Origin of the sequence: Lactobacillus sp. UMNPBX15 (assembly GCF_002553785.1) — a bacterium.
GTDB lineage: Bacteria > Bacillota > Bacilli > Lactobacillales > Lactobacillaceae > Lactobacillus > Lactobacillus crispatus.
Window position 1 is genome coordinate 19,165 of record NZ_PCYV01000020.1, and the last position, 17,713, is coordinate 36,877.

Genomic DNA, 17,713 nt, shown 5'->3' on the forward strand with positions numbered 1-17,713 from the left:
CATGACAACAATTTGTTCAGTAAGATTTAATGGAAAAACAGCAATTGCCGGTGATGGACAAGTAACCTTAGGCGAAAAAGTTATTGCCAAGGCAACAGCGCGTAAGATTCGTCGTATTTACCATGATCGTGTAGTAATTGGTTTTGCCGGTGGTGTAGCTGATGCAGTCAGCCTTCAAGATATGCTTGAGGGCAAGCTCGAAAGCTACTCAGGCGATCTTCGTCGTGCTGCCGTGGAAATGGCTCAAGCATGGCGTAAGGATCCAACTCTACAAAAATTAAACGCAATGTTGATTGCTTTTGATGACAAAGACCTACTTTTAATTTCAGGTAATGGTGAAGTACTTGAACCTGATGAAAACGTAGTTGCAATTGGTTCAGGTGGTAATTTTGCTCAAGCCGCAGCGATTGCCATGACTCGACACGCAAAAGATATGAAGGCCGATGAAATTGCACATGAAGCTGTAAAGATTGCTTCAGGAATTGATGTTTTCACTGATGATAAAATTGTCACTGATGAAATTTAGGAGTGAAGGAAATGGCTATTAAGACCCCAAAAGAAATAGTTAAAATTTTAAACGAATATATTATTGGCCAAGATGAAGCTAAAAAATCAGTTGCGATAGCTCTTTACAACCGTTACCGTAGAATGCAGTTATCTAAAGAAATGCAACGTGAAGTAACGCCTAAGAATTTATTAATGGCTGGTCCTACTGGTGTAGGTAAAACTGAAATTGCTCGTCGTTTAGCTGATATTGTAGAAGCTCCCTTTGTTAAAGTAGAGGCAACGAAGTTTACTGAAGTAGGTTATGTAGGACGTGACGTTGAATCAATGGTCCGTGACTTGGTTTCCGAAGCCGTACGAATGGAAGAAAAGGACCAATTTGCTCGTGTAAAGACTCAAGCAGCTAAAGAAGCAAATAAAGAATTGGTTCGTTTGTTAGCTCCAGCAGAGAAACATGAACGTCGTGAAAATCAAATGCAGCAAATGCAAGATATGATGTCTATGTTGATGGGAGAAAATAATCGCGAAGAAGATCATGAAGAGGATGTTTCTGCTGATGTAAGAAACAAACGAATGGATGTGGCTGAAAAGCTAGCTAAAGGCTTACTTGAAGATCACGAAGTTACCATAGAGGTAGAACAAGCTCCTAAGGCCAACCCAATGAGTGACATGATGGGTCAAATGGGGATGGATATGGGCTCAATGCTTAGTGATCTTATGCCTAAGAAAAAGGTTAAGCGTACTTTATCAGTAAAAGAAGCACGTGAAGTTTTGATTCAAGAAGAATCACGTAAGTTAGTTGACTATGACGCTATCTATCAACATGCTATTGAAAGAAGTCAGAATAACGGAATTATCTTTATTGATGAAATTGATAAAATTATTGCTGGTAATAAACGTAATTCTGGTGAAGTTTCTCGTGAAGGTGTTCAAAGAGATATTTTACCAATCGTTGAAGGCTCAACTGTAAATACAAAATATGGCCCAGTTTCAACTGATCATATTTTGTTTATTGCTGCAGGTGCCTTTGCTGAAAGTAAGCCTAGTGATTTGATTCCAGAACTTCAAGGACGTTTTCCAATTCGGGTTGAACTTAACGCTTTAACCAAGGACGATTTTGTCAAGATCTTGAAGGATCCACAAAATTCATTGCTTAAGCAATACATTGCTTTAATGAAGGCAGATGGCATTAAGTTAGTCTTCACCCAAGAGGCCGTTGATAAAATTGCGGAGATTGCCTTTGATGTTAACCAAGGCACTGATAATATTGGTGCTCGACGACTTTCAACTATTCTTGAAAAGCTCTTGGAAGACGTTCTTTACGAAGGGCCTGATATGGAAATGGGTGAAATCACAGTTACTGAAGCCTATGTTGAAGATAAGTTAGGCGATATTGTTATGAATAAAGACTTAACTAAATTTATTCTCTAATTGATCAAAGAATCACGAATGAAGCATTCAATTCAAAGTTTGAATGCTTTTTTCTTTTGTTTTTATTCTGGCTTATTGACGCATTAATGTTAAAATATAAGTAATTAAGCGATTACATTATGATTTTTAACTGTTTGATATGTAGAGGGAAATTTAGTTATGGATTACACAATCAAGAATAATATGATCGAAGTAGTGATTTCGGATCACGGAGCTGAAGTTCAGAGCGTTAAAGGAGCTCATACCGGTGAAGAATATATGTGGCAAGCTGATCCAGAGATCTGGGGCAGACATGCACCTGTACTTTTTCCAATTGTAGGGCGACTTAAGAATGATGAATATAAGTATCAAGGTAAGACCTATCATATGGGTCAGCATGGTTTTGCCCGTGATTGTGATTTTGAAGTGGAGAATCATACACAAGAAAGTATCACGTTCTTACTGAAAGATAATGAAAAAACGCGTGAAATGTATCCATTTAAATTTGAATTCAGAGTTAACTATAATTTGATGAATAATTTATTGGAAGAAAACTTTAGCGTAGTTAATAAATCAGATGAAACTATGATTTTTGGTGTAGGTGGTCACCCTGGATTTAACTTACCAGTAAATAATGGGGAAGAGAAAGAAGATTATTATTTCGATATGCATCCATCTATTGCTAGGGTAAAAATCCCACTTAAAGGAGCATATCTTGACTGGAATAATCGTTCTCTAGCTTCGACTGATAGTTTTATTGGTTTAAGTGATGAGCTATTTAAAGATGATGCCTTGATTTATGAATTACATGGTCACGACAATAAAGTATCTTTGAGAACTGATAAGAGTAAATTCCATATCAATGTTTGGACTAGAAATGCACCATATGTTGGCATTTGGTCACAATATCCAAATACCGCTAATTATGTATGTATTGAGCCATGGTGGGGAATTGCAGATAGAGAAGATGCTGATGGTGAGCTAGAGCACAAATATGGTATGAATCATTTGGAGCCAGGTAAGGAATATCAAGCTGGATTTAGTATTACTTATCACTCTGCATCTGATCCTGAATAAAATATTGAGGAATAAAAATAAAATATTTAACTTTTAATAACGGTGTAAAAACTCCAATCTTTGGCTTTGGAACATGCAGAAGTAGGCAATGCTATTAACAAAAGGGCATTAAACGTGAAGACATTTTTTTGACCACTAAAGCGCAAACAAGTGGTTATAGAGAGACGAAGAAGGAGATTGATGAATCGTTAATTCGCGCCCAGCAAGACTATTTTGATTTAATGATTATTCACTGGTCTATGTCTGATAGTTTAGGTACTTACCAGGCACTTGAGGAGGCATATCAGGCGGGAAAGCTACGTTCAATTGGACTGAGTAACTTCAACCATGATCAAGTAAATGAAATTATGAATAATTTCGATACTAAGCCAGTAGTTGATCAAATTGAAACGTCTGTCTTTAAGCAACAAAAGAAAATGTATAAATATTTAATTGAAAATAATATTGTACATGAATCTTGGTCACCACTCGGTGAAGGAATGAAGGCTTTATTTAATGACCCAACCTTACTTTCTTTGGCTGAGAAGTATAATAAGACAGTGCCACAAATTGCGTTACACTTCTTGGTACAAGAAAATATCATGACTATTCCTGGCTCGACGAATCCGTTACACATGAAGGATAATTTGGATATTTTTGATTTTGAATTTACTGCTGAAGAGATGGAGACATTGCGTGGCCTTGATCAAAAACGTGGTATTGGTGGCTGGCCTGCAAGTATGGACCAAGAATTAGATTATTAATTAAATAAGCATCCCTAAAACGATCTTTTATGGCGTAGGGATGCTTATTTTGTCGTCAAATTTTGTTCATATATTGCATGATTTTTACAAATATTGCAGAGAAATCTAGATTTATTAAAAATATTTCCAACTGTTACGAAAAAACATTTTTCTTTAATCATTGTGTGATCTGGCTGTGATGGAACTGCAACTCGAAGCAGGTATTATATAAAATGTCAATTGCAAGAGAATAATAAAACAAAAATGACGAATAGTAATTGACGTTTTAATTTAAGGAGAGATGTTTTTTGAAAACTAAATCTATTTTAACTAAGACTATTGCTGTTGCTGCTTTATCACTTGCAAGTATTGGTGCAATCAATCAACTAGATAATAATGAAGCACAAGCTGCCGTTGTGCAAAATGATGCAGTAGTGTATACAACTACACAAGCTACTACCGTTTACAATAACTATGAAAATCCAGTTGCAACTGGTCAAACTCTAGCTGCAGGTACTAACTGGAAGATTATAAAAACTGCTTATGATTCAAAGGGACAGAAGTGGTATGATCTTGGCTTAAATCAATGGGTATTGGCAACTAATTATACTACTAGCCAAAATACTCAAGCTAGACAAGAAAATACCTACACTCAAACACAAACGCCAGCTCAACAAACTACACAAGCTAGCCAAAGTCAAAGTTCATACACTTATTCAAATGTGAACTACACACCTAAGACGACAACAACTAGTTCATATTCATCAACCGCAACAGGTTCCGAAGCTAGTGCAAAGGCATGGATCGCAAGCAAAGAATCTGGTGGCTCATACAGTGCTAGAAATGGCCAATATGTAGGTAAGTATCAACTTTCTTCATCTTATTTGAATGGTGATTATTCAGCTGCTAACCAAGAACGTGTAGCGGATAATTATGTCAAATCTAGATATGGCTCTTGGAGCGCTGCTAAAAATTTCTGGCAAGCAAATGGCTGGTACTAATAGATAACTCCAAGTTCTGACTAAGATAGATTTGTTGAAATTTCACCTTCAACAAACAAAGACGACTACTCGAAATGAGTAGTCGTTTTTGCTTGTTTATTTTTTTAATTCAAATTTACTTGTTTCTACATAGAGTGTCATATTTTTACGGTAGTAATTTAAAGTTTTCATTGAAAGATGTAATTTTTCAATATAATCCGCTTCTGTTAATTTTGAATTAGACAAAACAGAGTAGACATAAGACATCCGAAGCTTATGTGTAGTTAATGGCATGCCGACTATTGAACGGTCAGGGGCAATTTTTTGGTTAATATTAAAATCAGAAGCGTAATGTTTGCCATCGCGGCGAGCAAACAGATAGGGATTATCGTTATTGGCAAAATTAGTGTGATTTTGGATATATTCTCTGACATCATTTTCTTTAACTTTTGCCAACAATTCATTTACATGCAAAATCATAATTTCTTTTGGCTTAAAACCACAAGCAATAGCAGCCATCATCTTGATAGTTTCAGGATGAATATTTTTTATTTGAATTAATTCTGATAAATAATTTTCCCAGCCAATAACATAGTGTTGCTTACGATTGAAGCGATTACCACGTAAAGTGAGCAATGGATAAGTAATGATGTAGCCATATTCATTCAAAAAAACAAAATACATCTTTATGTGACTAAGATATTTATTTACTGTATTACTTTTCATATGGAGTTTATTTTCAAGTGAATCTAAAAAGTTACGTATATCTCCAGTTGTAACATTTTCTACATTTGCTTCAGTAGCATCTAAACTACCAGAATAATAATCCCAAAAAGTTGAAATTGAAGAACAGGCTAGAGAAATAGTTGAATCGGCTAGTTTCTTTTGTTGTTTACAGTAAATGCGAAATTTATCTTCATATGGAAAAGTCAAGATTGAGGCTCCTTTCAAACATTCGTTAAAAATAATTATACATTATTTTCAAGCACGTTGTTACTAAATTTTTTATTAAATAATTAAACTGCGTGTCGCTTTGCGACACGCACACAATACAACTTGCCAACCAAACAGAAAAGTCGTATGATGATAACTGTCAACTGAATAGGTGATGACGTTCGCCATTAACCGAGTAAAATCTAATGACGTCTACTTTATCCGATAGGGGTAGAGTAGACGCTTTTTTGTGGGAGGAATCTGTTTGAATTCAAAATTTATTAATTACATTAGTATCGCTATTTTCGCCTTTTTTGGTGGTATGGCACGTGCTGGTTTAAATGCAAACTTCAGCTATTATGGTACTTTTTGGGGTAATGTCATAGGTTGCTTTTTATTAGCGTTTTTTACCTACTTTTTTATTGAAACTAAAGAGATTAGGCAGTGGCTTGTAGTTGGATTGGGTACTGGCTTTGTAGGTGCATTTACTACTTTTTCAACTTTTAATCTTGATGTTTTAAAAAATATGCAGGCTAATTTGCCAATCGAAGCAGTAATTTATTACTTTAGCTCAATTATTTTTGGCTTTGTTTTTGCTATGTTAGGAATGAAAATTGGTAAAAAAGTTGGTCAATTAGTAAGAAAGGAAAGGAATACACGATGAATTTTTTGCTTGCAGGAATTGGTGCATCAATTGGAGCCATGCTTCGTTATGCTATTACTAATTATGGTAAAAAGCATTGGGAATGGATTGGCAATAAATTTTCTAATTTACCTACACCGACTTTGCTTATTAACTTAACTGGAGCACTAATTTTAGGCTTGATTTTTGGAATTGGTGCTAACACTTTTATTTATGCATTACTGGGAACTGGAGTAATGGGTGGCTATACAACCTTTTCCACTATGAATACAGAATTGGTTGAGCTTTATAAGAGTAAAAATTATCGTGGTCTTGTATTCTACGCGGTGTCATCATATCTGGGTGGCTTGGTTCTAGTTTATTGCGGCTATTATTTAGGAAATTTACTGAAATAATATTGACAGCATGAAAAAAATGGGTTTGCTTGAACAGATTAAAAATAAGGGATTAGTCCTAGATGGTGCAATGTCGTATGAATTGGAAAAACAAGGCGTAGATAATAATAATAAATTATGGACCGCAACAGCTTTGATTGATCAGTTGAGCAAAGTTTATCAAGCACATTGGGATTGGTTAATTTTTATAAAAATGGCTGGTTCCCCAACGGCTGGGGTGGAGTATTTACAACAATGCTAATAGTAAACTTTGCTTTTTCAGGAACTGAGCTTATTGGCATTACGGCTGGTGAAGCAGAGAATCCTCAGAAAGCTATTCCTGAAGCAATTAGGACAACACTTTGGCGTTTAATTGTCTTCTTTATTGGCTCAATTGTAGTTATGGCTGCATTAATTCCTTATCATACGGCTGGAGTAACTCAAAGCCCATTTGTGTATGTGCTTGACCTAATTCATGTGCCATTTGCTGCAAATATTATGAACTTCGTAGTTTTGACTGCAATTATTTCTGCGGCCAATTCAGGTTTGTATGCTTCAACTAGAATGCTTTGGTCGTTGGGCAACGAAGTTTCTGGATTAGCTGTTGTATTCGTTTGGACGGCGATTGCATGGTCAGAATTGAAGTTTAGAAGGGCATTTTTAAACTCAGGTCATCAACTCAGTGAATTGAAGTACAAGACCCCATGGTATCCTGTAATTCCATATTTTGCATTTATATCAAGCCTGCTTTCTTGTGTGTTAATCTGGTTCGATCCAACCCAAAGAGTAGCATTGTACTATACAATTCCTTTTGTAGCTATTTGTTACTTGGGACATCATTTTTGGCTAAAATCTAAGAAAAATAATGAAGAAGTTTTATTGGAAAAATAAAAAAGTCACTAGTGATATATGACACTAGCAACTTTCTATAGCTTATATACTGCATTAAAACAAGATCAGTATATAAGCTTTTTTGATACATGTAAAAATTTTTATTCGGCGTCCTTGGTCAATTCATAGATAGCTTCGGCATAAATCGCAATTGAATTAATTAGGTCATCTACCTTCATATATTCATTTGCTTGGTGCATAACCATTGGAGCATCTTCAGGTTGAGCGCCATATGCAACTCCATGCTTAAATAAACGCCCATAAGTCCCACCGCCGATCACGACTTCATGACCTTTATTACCAGTCTGGCGTTCATAAACTTTGAGCAAGGTTTGAACTAATGGATCGTCTCCAGGTACATAATGAGGTTCTTCAAATGAAGCAAAACTTGGAGTTAAGATATCACCAAATTTTTCTTCAACTTGCTTAACCATCTTATCTGGATCAGTACCTTGAGGATAGCGAATATTATCTTTCAAAACAGCATTTCCATTTTCCTCGTAGTCAAACATTGATGGAGCACTTGAGAGATCACCCATCAAGTCATCATGATGAGCAACGCCTAATTTTTTGCCGTTAAAGTCTTCATGTTCAACATCGGCTAAGAAATGAAGCCAGCTTCTATCGCGACCAGCAAAATCAAATTGATCTAGAAATACTGCCAAAAATGTAGCCGCATTTCTACCAACTTGAGGCGCAGATGCATGGGCACCTTGACCAGTTAATTCAATCTTAGCTTCATCGCCCTCAATAGTGAATTCGCCTTCAAGTTTATTATCTGATAAAAACTTAGTATATTTTTCCTTCATTGTGGCTAAATCACTACCAACAATAGTTGCATAGGCCTTTTGAGGAGTTACGTTTTCGGCAATGCCGGCCTTGAATGACTTAAGGATTACTGATCCCTTTTTATTGTCATCTTTAAAGGTCATGGTCAGGGTATAGATCCCCTGTTCACCGTTGATAATTGGAAATTCGGCATCAGGTGAGAATACTTGATCAGGGGTTGGCTCATGTTTTAGGTAGTAATCAATGCCAACCCAATTAGTTTCCTCATTGGTTCCCACAATAAAATCAATCTTTTTCTTAGGTTCAAATCCAGCTTCTTTAAGTAAAAGCATGCCATAATATGCAGCTAGGGCAGGACCTTTATCATCGGCAGAACCTCGACCAATGATTTTACCATCCTTAATTAACATTTTAAAAGGATCAGTTACCCAGCCGTCACCAGCTGGAACCACGTCCATGTGGCCAATAATGCCTAAACGTTTTTCACCAGTACCATAGTCGACACGGCCAGCGTAATTGTCAACATTTTTGATATGGAAACCATCACGCTGTGCAAACGATAAGAATTTCTTCATTGCCTTAACTGGACCTGGACCAACAGGATACTCTTCGGAAGTATTATTCAAATCCTCAGATGAGTCGATTGCGATTAATTCGTCAAGATCACGAAGAATGTCGTCCTTTTTGGCTTGGGCCAATTTCTTATAATCTATATTCATATTCTGCCTCTTTTCTTATTTTTTGTTAGCTAAAATTTTACCAGAAAAATTAATATTAAACAATTATACATTTAAAATGGGAAAATAATGAGCATTAAAGTTGTTTTTAGTTAATTGTGTCATGTACACTATAAGAAATAATATAGATAAAAATTACAGAAAGTATATAGAAACGGAAAGATTATTATGAGACAACATGTTCCTGAACTCGATCGTAATTTAAGTAACGACGAATTCCTAGATCTAATCGTTGATTGTTTCCATTCAGTAATTTTTGGTACCGTTGATCAAAATGGTGATCCACATACCAATATTATCGATATTGACTTTAATGAAGATGGTCGTCTGATTTTTGCAACGACTAATCAGAAGTCATTTTATCGCCATATTAAGGGACACAATAAAGTTTCAATTACCGCTTTGCGCGGAAGAGAAACTCTCACTAGCATTGGTTTCACTCTAGAAGGCTATGTTGATGAGGTAAGTCCACAATATTTAGAACGAATTTATAAAATCAAACCACAAATGCATCATATTTATGCTAATAAAACTAAAGATATGAACACTTTACGAGCTTTTGCATTAACACCAATTATTGGTTCTGTTTATGATTTACGGTTTGATCATGTTTTTCAAAAACAATTCGACTTTGTTAATGTTCCTAGTAAGATGCAGGTTGAAATCTTAGAATAATAAAATAAACATGCCTCGATTTTCGAACTGATCGAAGCATGTTTATTTTATATATTCATTTCTTTACGTTCTTCGCGTTTTCTTAAGTATGGTAGTAAGAAGCCTAAGCCAAAGAGTACGATAACTGTAATAATATTCATAATTAATTGGTGATTAAAGGCTGCGCTACCGAATGTTGCTTCTGCTTCTTGAGGAATAAATCCTAAAGTAGCACAGATAAAGGTAAAGATTAAGCACCACCAGCCCATGATAAGGGCACCAGTCTTATTTTTAATGAAGACATAATCTGAGTGGAACTTCTCTTGGTGCATCCGTAACATAATGAAAGCGAAGAATACCCAACAAGTCTTGTATGGGGAAATAATACCATTGATATTTAAAAGCCAATTGTAAATTGAATTAATATTTGGCAAAGTCCCAGTAAGTAAAAGCAAGAATAAGGCTAAACCACAAGTTAAAGTGTACGAGTGAACTGGACGACCTGTTTTGTCTTTTTTCCCAGTTAACCATTTTGGCATGAATTTGTCGGCAACGTCACCGGCAAAGACACGACTTGATGCATCAAGTAAAACTGCTAATTGGGCCATCATAAAGAGGGCTTGAACAACAGCAAAGATGTACATTAATACTTTGCCCCAACCAAGGCTTTCGCCTAGTAGTTGAAATGCATAGTAAGGTCCGTTCATCTTGAAATCATGTGGAATATGATGAGCATTGAAAAACATTGCTAAAGCCAAAGTACCGAAGATAGTCAAGAATCCAGTCATCAAAGCCAACATCCACATTGCTTTAGGAAATTCGTGTTTTGGATCGCGCATTTGTACGATATAAGGAGCAGCAAGTTCTGCACCAGACATGGCGAAGATTAGAAGACCAGTGGTAGAAAAGTAACGTAAACTAAATGATGGCTTAAATGCGGCCAAGTTAAATGGTTGGGTAGCAATATGGTGTCCATGCATAACTGACCAAACAGCAAGTAAAACAAAGAGCATAGACATAATAAACATTGCACCACCACCAATTAAAGATAGTAGTTCAAGTGAATTCTTGATTGCATTTTCAACCAAAATAAAGGCAAGAATAATGACAAAGGTCAAAATCCCAAACCAAAAAGTAGACATATGCTTGTCTAAAGTATTGTTGCCCAAAATAATCCATGAAAAGGACACAATAACTGAATTAGAAACATCGACCAAATAAGGAACAGTTTGAACCCAATACATCCATGAAGTCCAGTAGCCCAGTGTATCGTTAGATGAATGACGTACCCAAGATGCCAATCCACCGGCTTGATCAGTAAAGGTTAGGCCCATTTGACTAGACATCAATGCATAAGGAATAACGTAGGCGAAGAGTAGGAAAATCCAAGATACAACTACTGATAAGCCTTGATTTTGAAATGGATAAAAAATATTTTCAAAACTGATAATCGTTACGAAGTCGATCAATGCAATAACCGGCCATGACATGTAGTGTTTTTTGCCGGGTTCGAAATTGACTGTTTCGATTGTTTCTGACATAAAAATTCCTCCAAGTTAAGCTATTTTATCGTTGTGTTGACATAGCTGTTCTCGGAGGCGAGCAAGGCAAATGCACTTGTTAAAAACCTCCAATATTTATATAATAATTTCAGCTGTAGCGTATTTTAAGAAAGAATGCAAAAAGTACGCTATACTGTAGAAAAATTATAAAGACTTTTTAAAGTTTTGCAATATGTAAAACGGTTTCGTGGACAAAATGGAAAGAAAAAGGATGGATTTTTTGAAAATTGCCATTGGAAATGGCGTCAATGTTAATAAGATGAAAGGTTGGTCGTCAATTCCAATTGGCGATGTACAAAATAGTGCTGAACTTGCCGCAATTGTTGTCAAAAATGATGATGCATTAGGAATAAAACAAGCAGAAGCTCTAAGAGAACAATCTGGCTTTCCGATTCCATTGATTAAAGTAACTGATCAGGTAGATGAAGACCAAGTCACTCAGAAAGCTACAGAATATGAAAAGCAAATGGTGCCAGGCTTTTTGACCGACTTGATCAATTTTGCTCAAGCAAAACCAATTTCATTTACTACACCGGGTCACCATAATGGGCAATATTATGACAAACATCCTGCCGGAGTAGTTTTTAATAAGTTCTTTGGTAAAAATCTAATGTTTGCCGATACAAGTGATACTGTTCCTCAATTAGGGGATACAATGACGCATGCTGGAACGCCACTTAATGCAGAAAAGAAAGCTGCTAAAACTTATCATGCAGATAAGGTTTACTTCTGTACCAACGGAACGACTTCAGCTAATTCTATTTGCGCAAGTGCACTTTTATCTGAAGGCGATCTAGTTTTATTTGATCGAAATAATCATAAATCTTTGTATAATTCTGCCTTGGTAATGAGCGGAGCAAAGCCGGTCTACATTCCAACTGATCGAAATGCACTTGGACTAATTGGAGAAATGGATCCAGCCTTCTTAACTGAAGATAAAATTAGAGCTGAAGTAGCTAAGATAGATCCGGCAAAGGCAAAGGCTAAGCGGCCATTTAGGTTAGCAATCGTACAAGCAGAAACCTATGATGGAGTCTTTTATGATGCACAATGGATTATTGACCGAATCGGTAAACTTTGTGATTATGTTCTGTTTGACTGTGCCTGGGGCGGCTTTGAAGAATTCGTACCAATTATGAGACATTTATCACCACTTCTACTTAACTTGGGTCCTGATGATCCAGGTATTTTGGTTAATCAGTCATTACATAAACAGCAAGCAGGTATGGCTCAAGCGTCACAGATTCTAAAAAAGGATGCTCATATTAAAGGACAAAAACGATATGTTGATCATAAGCACTTTAATCATGCTTATCTGAAGTTTGTTACTTCCAGTTATGCATACCCACTTTATGCTTCATTAACAGTTAATTCCTACGTTACTGCTGGAGCAGGAAATAAAAAGTGGTGGGATCAAACTCTGCGAATGGGAATTGAATGGCGGAAAAAACTACTCAAAAAGTCTAAGCTATTTAAGCCATTAGTTCCTGACAATTTTGCCGAAATTTCGACTGATGAATTGGCTACCAATGCAGAATATTGGGAAATGGGACAAAGTACGGATTGGCACGGTTTCCGTAAAATGGTTCCAGGCGAAGCAATGATTGACCCATTGAAGATTACGGTAAAAACTCCCGGGATTGATGTAAAAAATGAAAAGTATGAGAAAACGGGTATTCCAGGCGCGGTAGTGGCAGAATACTTAATGGAAAATCATATTATTCGAGCTAAAAATGATTTGAATTCATTGTTGTTTTTACTTACACCGGGAGATAGTCAAGCAGAACTAGATACTTTACTTGAAGCTTTTTTAAGTTTTGAAAAACACTATCTAGAAGATGACTTAATGAAAGATGTTTTGCCGGTTTTATATAATGAGTATCCAAAGCGTTATCAAGGCTATACCCTGAAACAGTTGTGTCAAGAGATGCATGAGTACTATCAGGAAAATAATACTTTTGTATTACAGCAAAAGCTATTTTCTAAATCAGGGATGCAAGACTATCAAATGACACCAGCTACAGCTGATCAGCTTTTTAAAAAGGATCAAAATGAACTGGTCAACCTAGAAAATGTTGTTGGAAGAATTGCTGCCGAAGGAGCTTTGCCGTATCCACCAGGAGTTTTCATTGTTGCACCTGGTGAAAAATGGGGAGTAGTAGACCAAAAGTACTTTGAAGTCTTGGCGCATGCTATTGAAAAGTTTCCTGGTTTTGTGCCAGAGATTCAGGGAGTATATCTGAGCGAAAATAATAATGGTAGTTTATGCGTACAAGCAGAAGTAATCAAAAATAAATAGGGAGTTAAAAATGAGTTTTTCTTGGAAAGAGAATTTACCAAAAGAGTTAAGCGATAAAGTGACTAAAGTTGAATCAATGATTCAACCTCGTCTAGAAGAAATTGATGAACAAGTTTTGTATAATCAACAACGTGTATTGGACCTATTTAGAAAACATCATGTTGGTGAAGAAGATCTAGTTCCATCAACAGGCTACGGCTACGACGATATAGGTCGTGATAAGATTGAAGATATATATGCTGACTATTTTAAAACAGATGATGCTCTAGTTCGTCCACAATTTGGTTCAGGTACTCATGCAATTACTGTTGGTTTATTTAGTATGCTTCGTCCTGGTGACACGCTTTATTATTTGACGGGTACGCCATATGATACTATTCAAGAAGTTATTGGCTTAGCTGGCAATAAACCAGGCAACATGAAGGAATGGGGCATCAAGTTTAAGACTACAGAATTAAAAGACGGCGAGGTTGATTATGATCAAGCTAAAAAAGATATCATGGATCCTTCAATTAAAGTAGTGGCAATTCAAAGATCATTAGGCTATGCAACTCGTAAGACTTTTACTATGGCTAAGATTAAGCCAATGCTTAAGTTCATTAAAGAAGTTCGTCCAGATGTTAATATTTTTATTGATAATTGTTATGGAGAATTCTCTGAATGTGAAGAACCAACTTTTTATGGTGCTGATATGATGGCTGGTTCCCTTTATAAGAATGCTGGTGCAGGTCTAGTAAAAGGGGGAGCTTTCTTAGTTGGGCGACAAGACTTAATTGATGGTGCTGGTTCACGGTTGACAGTGCCAGGAGCTGGAAAAGGTGAAGGCGCAACTTGGGGTTATTTGCGCGATATCTACCAAGGATTCTTTATGGCAGCTCATACTACTGGTGAAGCTCAAAAAGGTATGGTCTTTACTGCAGCCTTATTAGAAGAAATGGGGATGCAGGTTTCACCTAAATGGAGTGATCCACGTAGTGATATTGTTCAAACTGTTACTTTTGGTGAGCCTGATCCGATGGTAAAATTCTGTGCGGCTATTCAACACTATTCACCAATGAATTCATTTGTTGACCCAATTCCATATCATCAGGATGGTTACGAAGATGAAGTTGTTATGGCTTCGGGAAGTTTTGTTGAAGGATCAACAATTGAGCTTTCTTCTGATGGCCCTTTACGTGAACCATACATGCTTTATATTCAAGGCGGTTTGTCCTATGCTCATGATAAGATTGCGATTACTCATGCAGTAGAAGAAACATTTTATAAGTAAATTTAACTCTAAAAGATTCACATTTTTCTTTATTTAAAAGTGTGAATCTTTTTATCTTGTTTGGGGTAAATTGTTAATTTAGAATAAAAAGTAGCAATTTAACTAGTTAGGATAAGTTTATGAATCCAGAAGAAGTTTTAAAAGATATATTTGGCTATACAAATTTTCGCCCAGGTCAAAAACAAGTAATTGATTTAGTTTTAAAAAAGCAAAATGTGTTAGCGGTTATGCCAACCGGTGGCGGAAAATCAATGTGTTATCAAATACCAGCTTTGATTAATTCCGGTGTAACTTTGGTTATTTCACCATTAATTTCTTTAATGAAAGATCAAATTGATAATTTAAAGCAAAATGAAATTAATGCGGCAGCATTAAATTCTACTACACCGCAAGAAGAGGTTAATCCAATTTTACGTCAGGCATATGAAGGCAAAATTAAGTTAATTTATATTACACCTGAGCGTTTAGCGATTGATTATTTTAGATATCAGTTAAATTTTTTAGATATTGATCTAGTTGCTGTCGATGAAGCACACTGTATTTCACAATGGGGACATGATTTTCGACCTGCTTATCGTCAATTATTAGATGGAATCAATTCACTAAAAAGCAGACCAAATATATTAGCTTTAACAGCGACAGCCACGCCTGCGGTTCAAGATGATATTTGTGAACAATTGAATATTCCCAAGGAGAATATGATTGTTACCTCTTTTGCTCGCCCTAATATATCGTTTAAAGTGGTCAACTCACCACAAAATACTCCATTATATATTTCAGAATATATTAAGGCACATCAGGATAAAGCGGGGATTATTTACACTAATACACGTAAAAAAGTTGAAAGTTTGACAGATTATTTGGCTAAGAAAGGAATCTCTGTTGGTGCTTATCATGGTGGAATGGATTCTTCAGAACGAAGTCAAGTACAAGAAGCTTTTCAATTTGATGAATTTCAAGTAATTGTAGCAACTAATGCTTTTGGAATGGGGATCGATAAAAGTAATGTCAGATTTGTGATTCATGCCTCAAGTGCCCGTAATATGGAAAGTTACTATCAAGAAGCAGGTCGGGCAGGCCGTGATGGGGAAGAAAGCGAAGCGATTTTAATCTATCATCCTGGTGACTTGCGTCAATATCGCTACTTTATTGATGAATCAGATGCGGATGATAAATATCGAGAACTGCAATATCGTAAGTTGCAAACAATTACTGATTATGCTAATACTGGTGAATGTTTGCAGCAATTTATCGTCCGTTATTTTGGTCAAGATTGTCCGCCATGTGGCAAATGCTCAAATTGTCTAAATCAGGATGAATTGACTGACATTACCATTGATGCTCAAAAAGTGATTAGTATGGTTTATGAACTAGATGGTCGCTTTGGAAAAACGATAGTTGCTCAATGTTTGATTGGCTCAAAAAATCAGCGCATGCAAGAAATGAATGCTACACAATATAAGTCTTTTGGCTCTCTAAGAATGAAGCAAAAAGATGCTATAAGCTTGATTGACTATTTAATTGCTTCAGGTTATCTAGAAGTTGAAGGTAGCAAATATCCACTAGTGCATGTAACTAATCATGGGTGGGATGTACTAGATGGCAAAACTGTAGTCAAACGGCGAATTGCTAAGATTTCAGTAACTACTACTCATGCTGGTGAAGAAAGTGATATTTTATTTGAAGCTTTAAGACAAAAGCGTTTGGAATTAGCTAAGCAGCAAAAAGTACCAGCATTTATGATTTTTTCAGATCGCTCTTTGCACGATATGGCACAAATTAAACCACAAAATGAAAGTGAATTTTTAGAGGTAAGTGGTGTAGGGCAAGCGAAGATGAAAAAGTATGGTCAGGCTATGATGGAAATAATCAAAAGAAAAGGAAAATAGCTAAAATAATAATATTAAAATATTGGTCAAACCGGTCTTTTTTTATTACAATAAATGTAAATGAAAGAAGGACTAAATTTATGGCTAAAAAAACATTAATTATCTATTATTCTTGGGAAGGCAATACCAAGAACATGGCTAAAAAGATTAACGGTGAAGTTGAAAATAGTGATTTGAAAGAAGTAACTGTTGCTCCTGACGCTTTTGATTCAGATATGTACAAGACCAACGATATTGCTCTAGATCAAATTCAAGGTAAGGTTCCTTATCCTGAAATTCAAATGGATGATATCGATTTTAATAATTATGATTTGATTTTAGTCGGTAGCCCTGTTTGGTCAGGCTATCCTGCAACTCCAATTAAGCCATTACTTGAAAAGATGAAAAACTACCGTGGTGAAGTTGCATCATTCTTTACCTCAGCAGGCACTAACCATAAGGCTTATGTCAGTCACTTTAAAGAATGGGCTAATGGTCTGAATGTTGTTGGTGTTGCACGTGATGATAGTGAAGTCCGCGATTGGGTTAAATAATTAACCTTTAGAATATTAAAAATCAGTACAAACTCCGTGTTTTGTACTGATTTTCTTTTGTATTTTAAGAACAAAAATAAGAGTTACAAAATGTAACCCTCATTTTTTATTTATGACACGAATCAAGCGCCGTTACGCATGACTCCTAGCTTGATAGGTGTCTCTAAATATGTGGTATTTTTATATATATCAAAAGAAAAAACAAGGGTTTCTTTAATCAATATCACAACAACACCTCATTTCTATGTCTTTTAAAAGTAAGCGCTTACTTTATCTACTTATAATATATCATATAACACATATTTTTAATAGTAATTTTGTCATAATTTTCCAAAAATTGGTTTGCTTGTTGGTAATTCAGAGACTGTAAAATAGTTTGTGTAAGGATGAATGATTCCTTAAATTTATTTCTTTAAACATTAGAAAAAGGAGTTCCTTTCTCGTAT

16 protein-coding genes, 1 pseudogene and 1 riboswitch are annotated in these 17,713 nt (G+C 35.8%); of the genes and pseudogenes, 14 read left to right on the top strand and 3 right to left on the bottom strand.

Features of this window, described 5'->3' with window-relative positions:
• Position 1 precedes the first annotated feature (1 nt).
• The 5 genes from hslV to CP366_RS06110 all read left to right on the top strand — a co-directional run bounded on the left by hslV (position 2) and on the right by CP366_RS06110 (position 4,714).
• The gene (gene hslV / locus CP366_RS06090; RefSeq protein ID WP_005720240.1) at positions 2-526 is read left to right on the top strand and encodes an HslVU peptidase proteolytic subunit; all 525 of its coding nucleotides are present in this window, start codon (positions 2-4) and stop codon (positions 524-526) included.
• Positions 527-537: 11 nt separating this feature from the next.
• The gene (gene hslU, locus CP366_RS06095) at positions 538-1,935 is read left to right on the top strand and encodes an ATP-dependent protease ATPase subunit HslU (protein WP_089147865.1); all 1,398 of its coding nucleotides are present in this window, start codon (positions 538-540) and stop codon (positions 1,933-1,935) included.
• A gap of 159 nt (positions 1,936-2,094) precedes the next feature.
• Positions 2,095-2,991, top strand: coding sequence for an aldose 1-epimerase family protein (locus CP366_RS06100; RefSeq protein ID WP_005720244.1), 897 nt, complete (start codon positions 2,095-2,097; stop codon positions 2,989-2,991).
• A gap of 122 nt (positions 2,992-3,113) precedes the next feature.
• Positions 3,114-3,734, top strand: a complete 621-nt coding sequence (locus tag CP366_RS06105) for an aldo/keto reductase (protein WP_369823056.1) — start codon at positions 3,114-3,116, stop codon at positions 3,732-3,734.
• Positions 3,735-4,021: 287 nt separating this feature from the next.
• The gene (locus CP366_RS06110; RefSeq protein ID WP_089147864.1) at positions 4,022-4,714 is read left to right on the top strand and encodes a hypothetical protein; all 693 of its coding nucleotides are present in this window, start codon (positions 4,022-4,024) and stop codon (positions 4,712-4,714) included.
• A gap of 96 nt (positions 4,715-4,810) precedes the next feature.
• Here the strand turns inward: CP366_RS06110 and CP366_RS06115 are convergent, their stop codons facing one another.
• Entirely contained in the window at positions 4,811-5,626 is an 816-nt protein-coding gene (locus CP366_RS06115; protein ID WP_013086325.1) for a phage integrase N-terminal SAM-like domain-containing protein, read from the bottom strand.
• Between the two features lie 162 nt (positions 5,627-5,788).
• A riboswitch (Fluoride riboswitch) is annotated at positions 5,789-5,849 on the top strand.
• A 42-nt stretch (positions 5,850-5,891) separates the two neighbouring features.
• Here CP366_RS06115 and CP366_RS06120 point away from each other — a divergent pair.
• The 4 genes and pseudogenes from CP366_RS06120 to CP366_RS06135 form a co-directional block, all read left to right on the top strand.
• Entirely contained in the window at positions 5,892-6,290 is a 399-nt protein-coding gene (locus CP366_RS06120) for a CrcB family protein (RefSeq protein ID WP_005727168.1), read from the top strand.
• Positions 6,287-6,664 carry a fluoride efflux transporter CrcB gene (crcB, locus tag CP366_RS06125; protein ID WP_005723027.1) on the top strand — a complete coding sequence of 126 codons (378 nt, stop codon included), beginning with the start codon at positions 6,287-6,289 and terminating at the stop codon, positions 6,662-6,664. The genes CP366_RS06120 and crcB overlap by 4 nt, the downstream gene beginning before the upstream one ends.
• Positions 6,665-6,674: 10 nt before the next feature.
• Positions 6,675-6,905, top strand: coding sequence for a hypothetical protein (locus CP366_RS06130; RefSeq protein ID WP_005723028.1), 231 nt, complete (start codon positions 6,675-6,677; stop codon positions 6,903-6,905).
• Positions 6,836-7,534, top strand: a pseudogene (locus CP366_RS06135) (amino acid permease); the annotation flags it as partial. The gene CP366_RS06130 and the pseudogene CP366_RS06135, both read left to right, overlap by 70 nt.
• A gap of 101 nt (positions 7,535-7,635) precedes the next feature.
• On the opposite strand, the gene pepV reads toward CP366_RS06135, so the two are convergent.
• Entirely contained in the window at positions 7,636-9,042 is a 1,407-nt protein-coding gene (pepV, locus tag CP366_RS06140) for a dipeptidase PepV (protein WP_057727013.1), read from the bottom strand.
• A gap of 186 nt (positions 9,043-9,228) precedes the next feature.
• Between pepV and CP366_RS06145 the strand changes: the two genes are divergently transcribed.
• Positions 9,229-9,735: a pyridoxamine 5'-phosphate oxidase family protein gene (locus CP366_RS06145; RefSeq protein WP_005720258.1), complete on the top strand. Its 507-nt coding sequence runs from the start codon at positions 9,229-9,231 to the stop codon at positions 9,733-9,735.
• A 47-nt stretch (positions 9,736-9,782) separates the two neighbouring features.
• Here CP366_RS06145 and CP366_RS06150 read toward each other — a convergent pair whose 3' ends face one another.
• Complete coding sequence (locus CP366_RS06150; RefSeq protein ID WP_005727729.1) at positions 9,783-11,255, bottom strand: APC family permease; 1,473 nt, start codon at positions 11,253-11,255, stop codon at positions 9,783-9,785.
• 232 nt (positions 11,256-11,487) lie between these two features.
• Between CP366_RS06150 and CP366_RS06155 the strand changes: the two genes are divergently transcribed.
• The 4 genes from CP366_RS06155 to CP366_RS06170 all read left to right on the top strand — a co-directional run bounded on the left by CP366_RS06155 (position 11,488) and on the right by CP366_RS06170 (position 17,267).
• Positions 11,488-13,575, top strand: a complete 2,088-nt coding sequence (locus tag CP366_RS06155) for a putative ornithine decarboxylase (RefSeq protein ID WP_089147862.1) — start codon at positions 11,488-11,490, stop codon at positions 13,573-13,575.
• A gap of 10 nt (positions 13,576-13,585) precedes the next feature.
• Positions 13,586-14,845 (top strand): methionine gamma-lyase family protein, encoded by a 1,260-nt coding sequence (locus CP366_RS06160; RefSeq protein ID WP_057727011.1) that lies wholly within the window; start codon positions 13,586-13,588, stop codon positions 14,843-14,845.
• A gap of 119 nt (positions 14,846-14,964) precedes the next feature.
• Positions 14,965-16,734, top strand: a complete 1,770-nt coding sequence (recQ, locus tag CP366_RS06165) for a DNA helicase RecQ (RefSeq protein ID WP_089147861.1) — start codon at positions 14,965-14,967, stop codon at positions 16,732-16,734.
• Positions 16,735-16,814: 80 nt separating this feature from the next.
• Entirely contained in the window at positions 16,815-17,267 is a 453-nt protein-coding gene (locus CP366_RS06170) for a flavodoxin (RefSeq protein WP_089147860.1), read from the top strand.
• Positions 17,268-17,713: the final 446 nt, after the last annotated feature.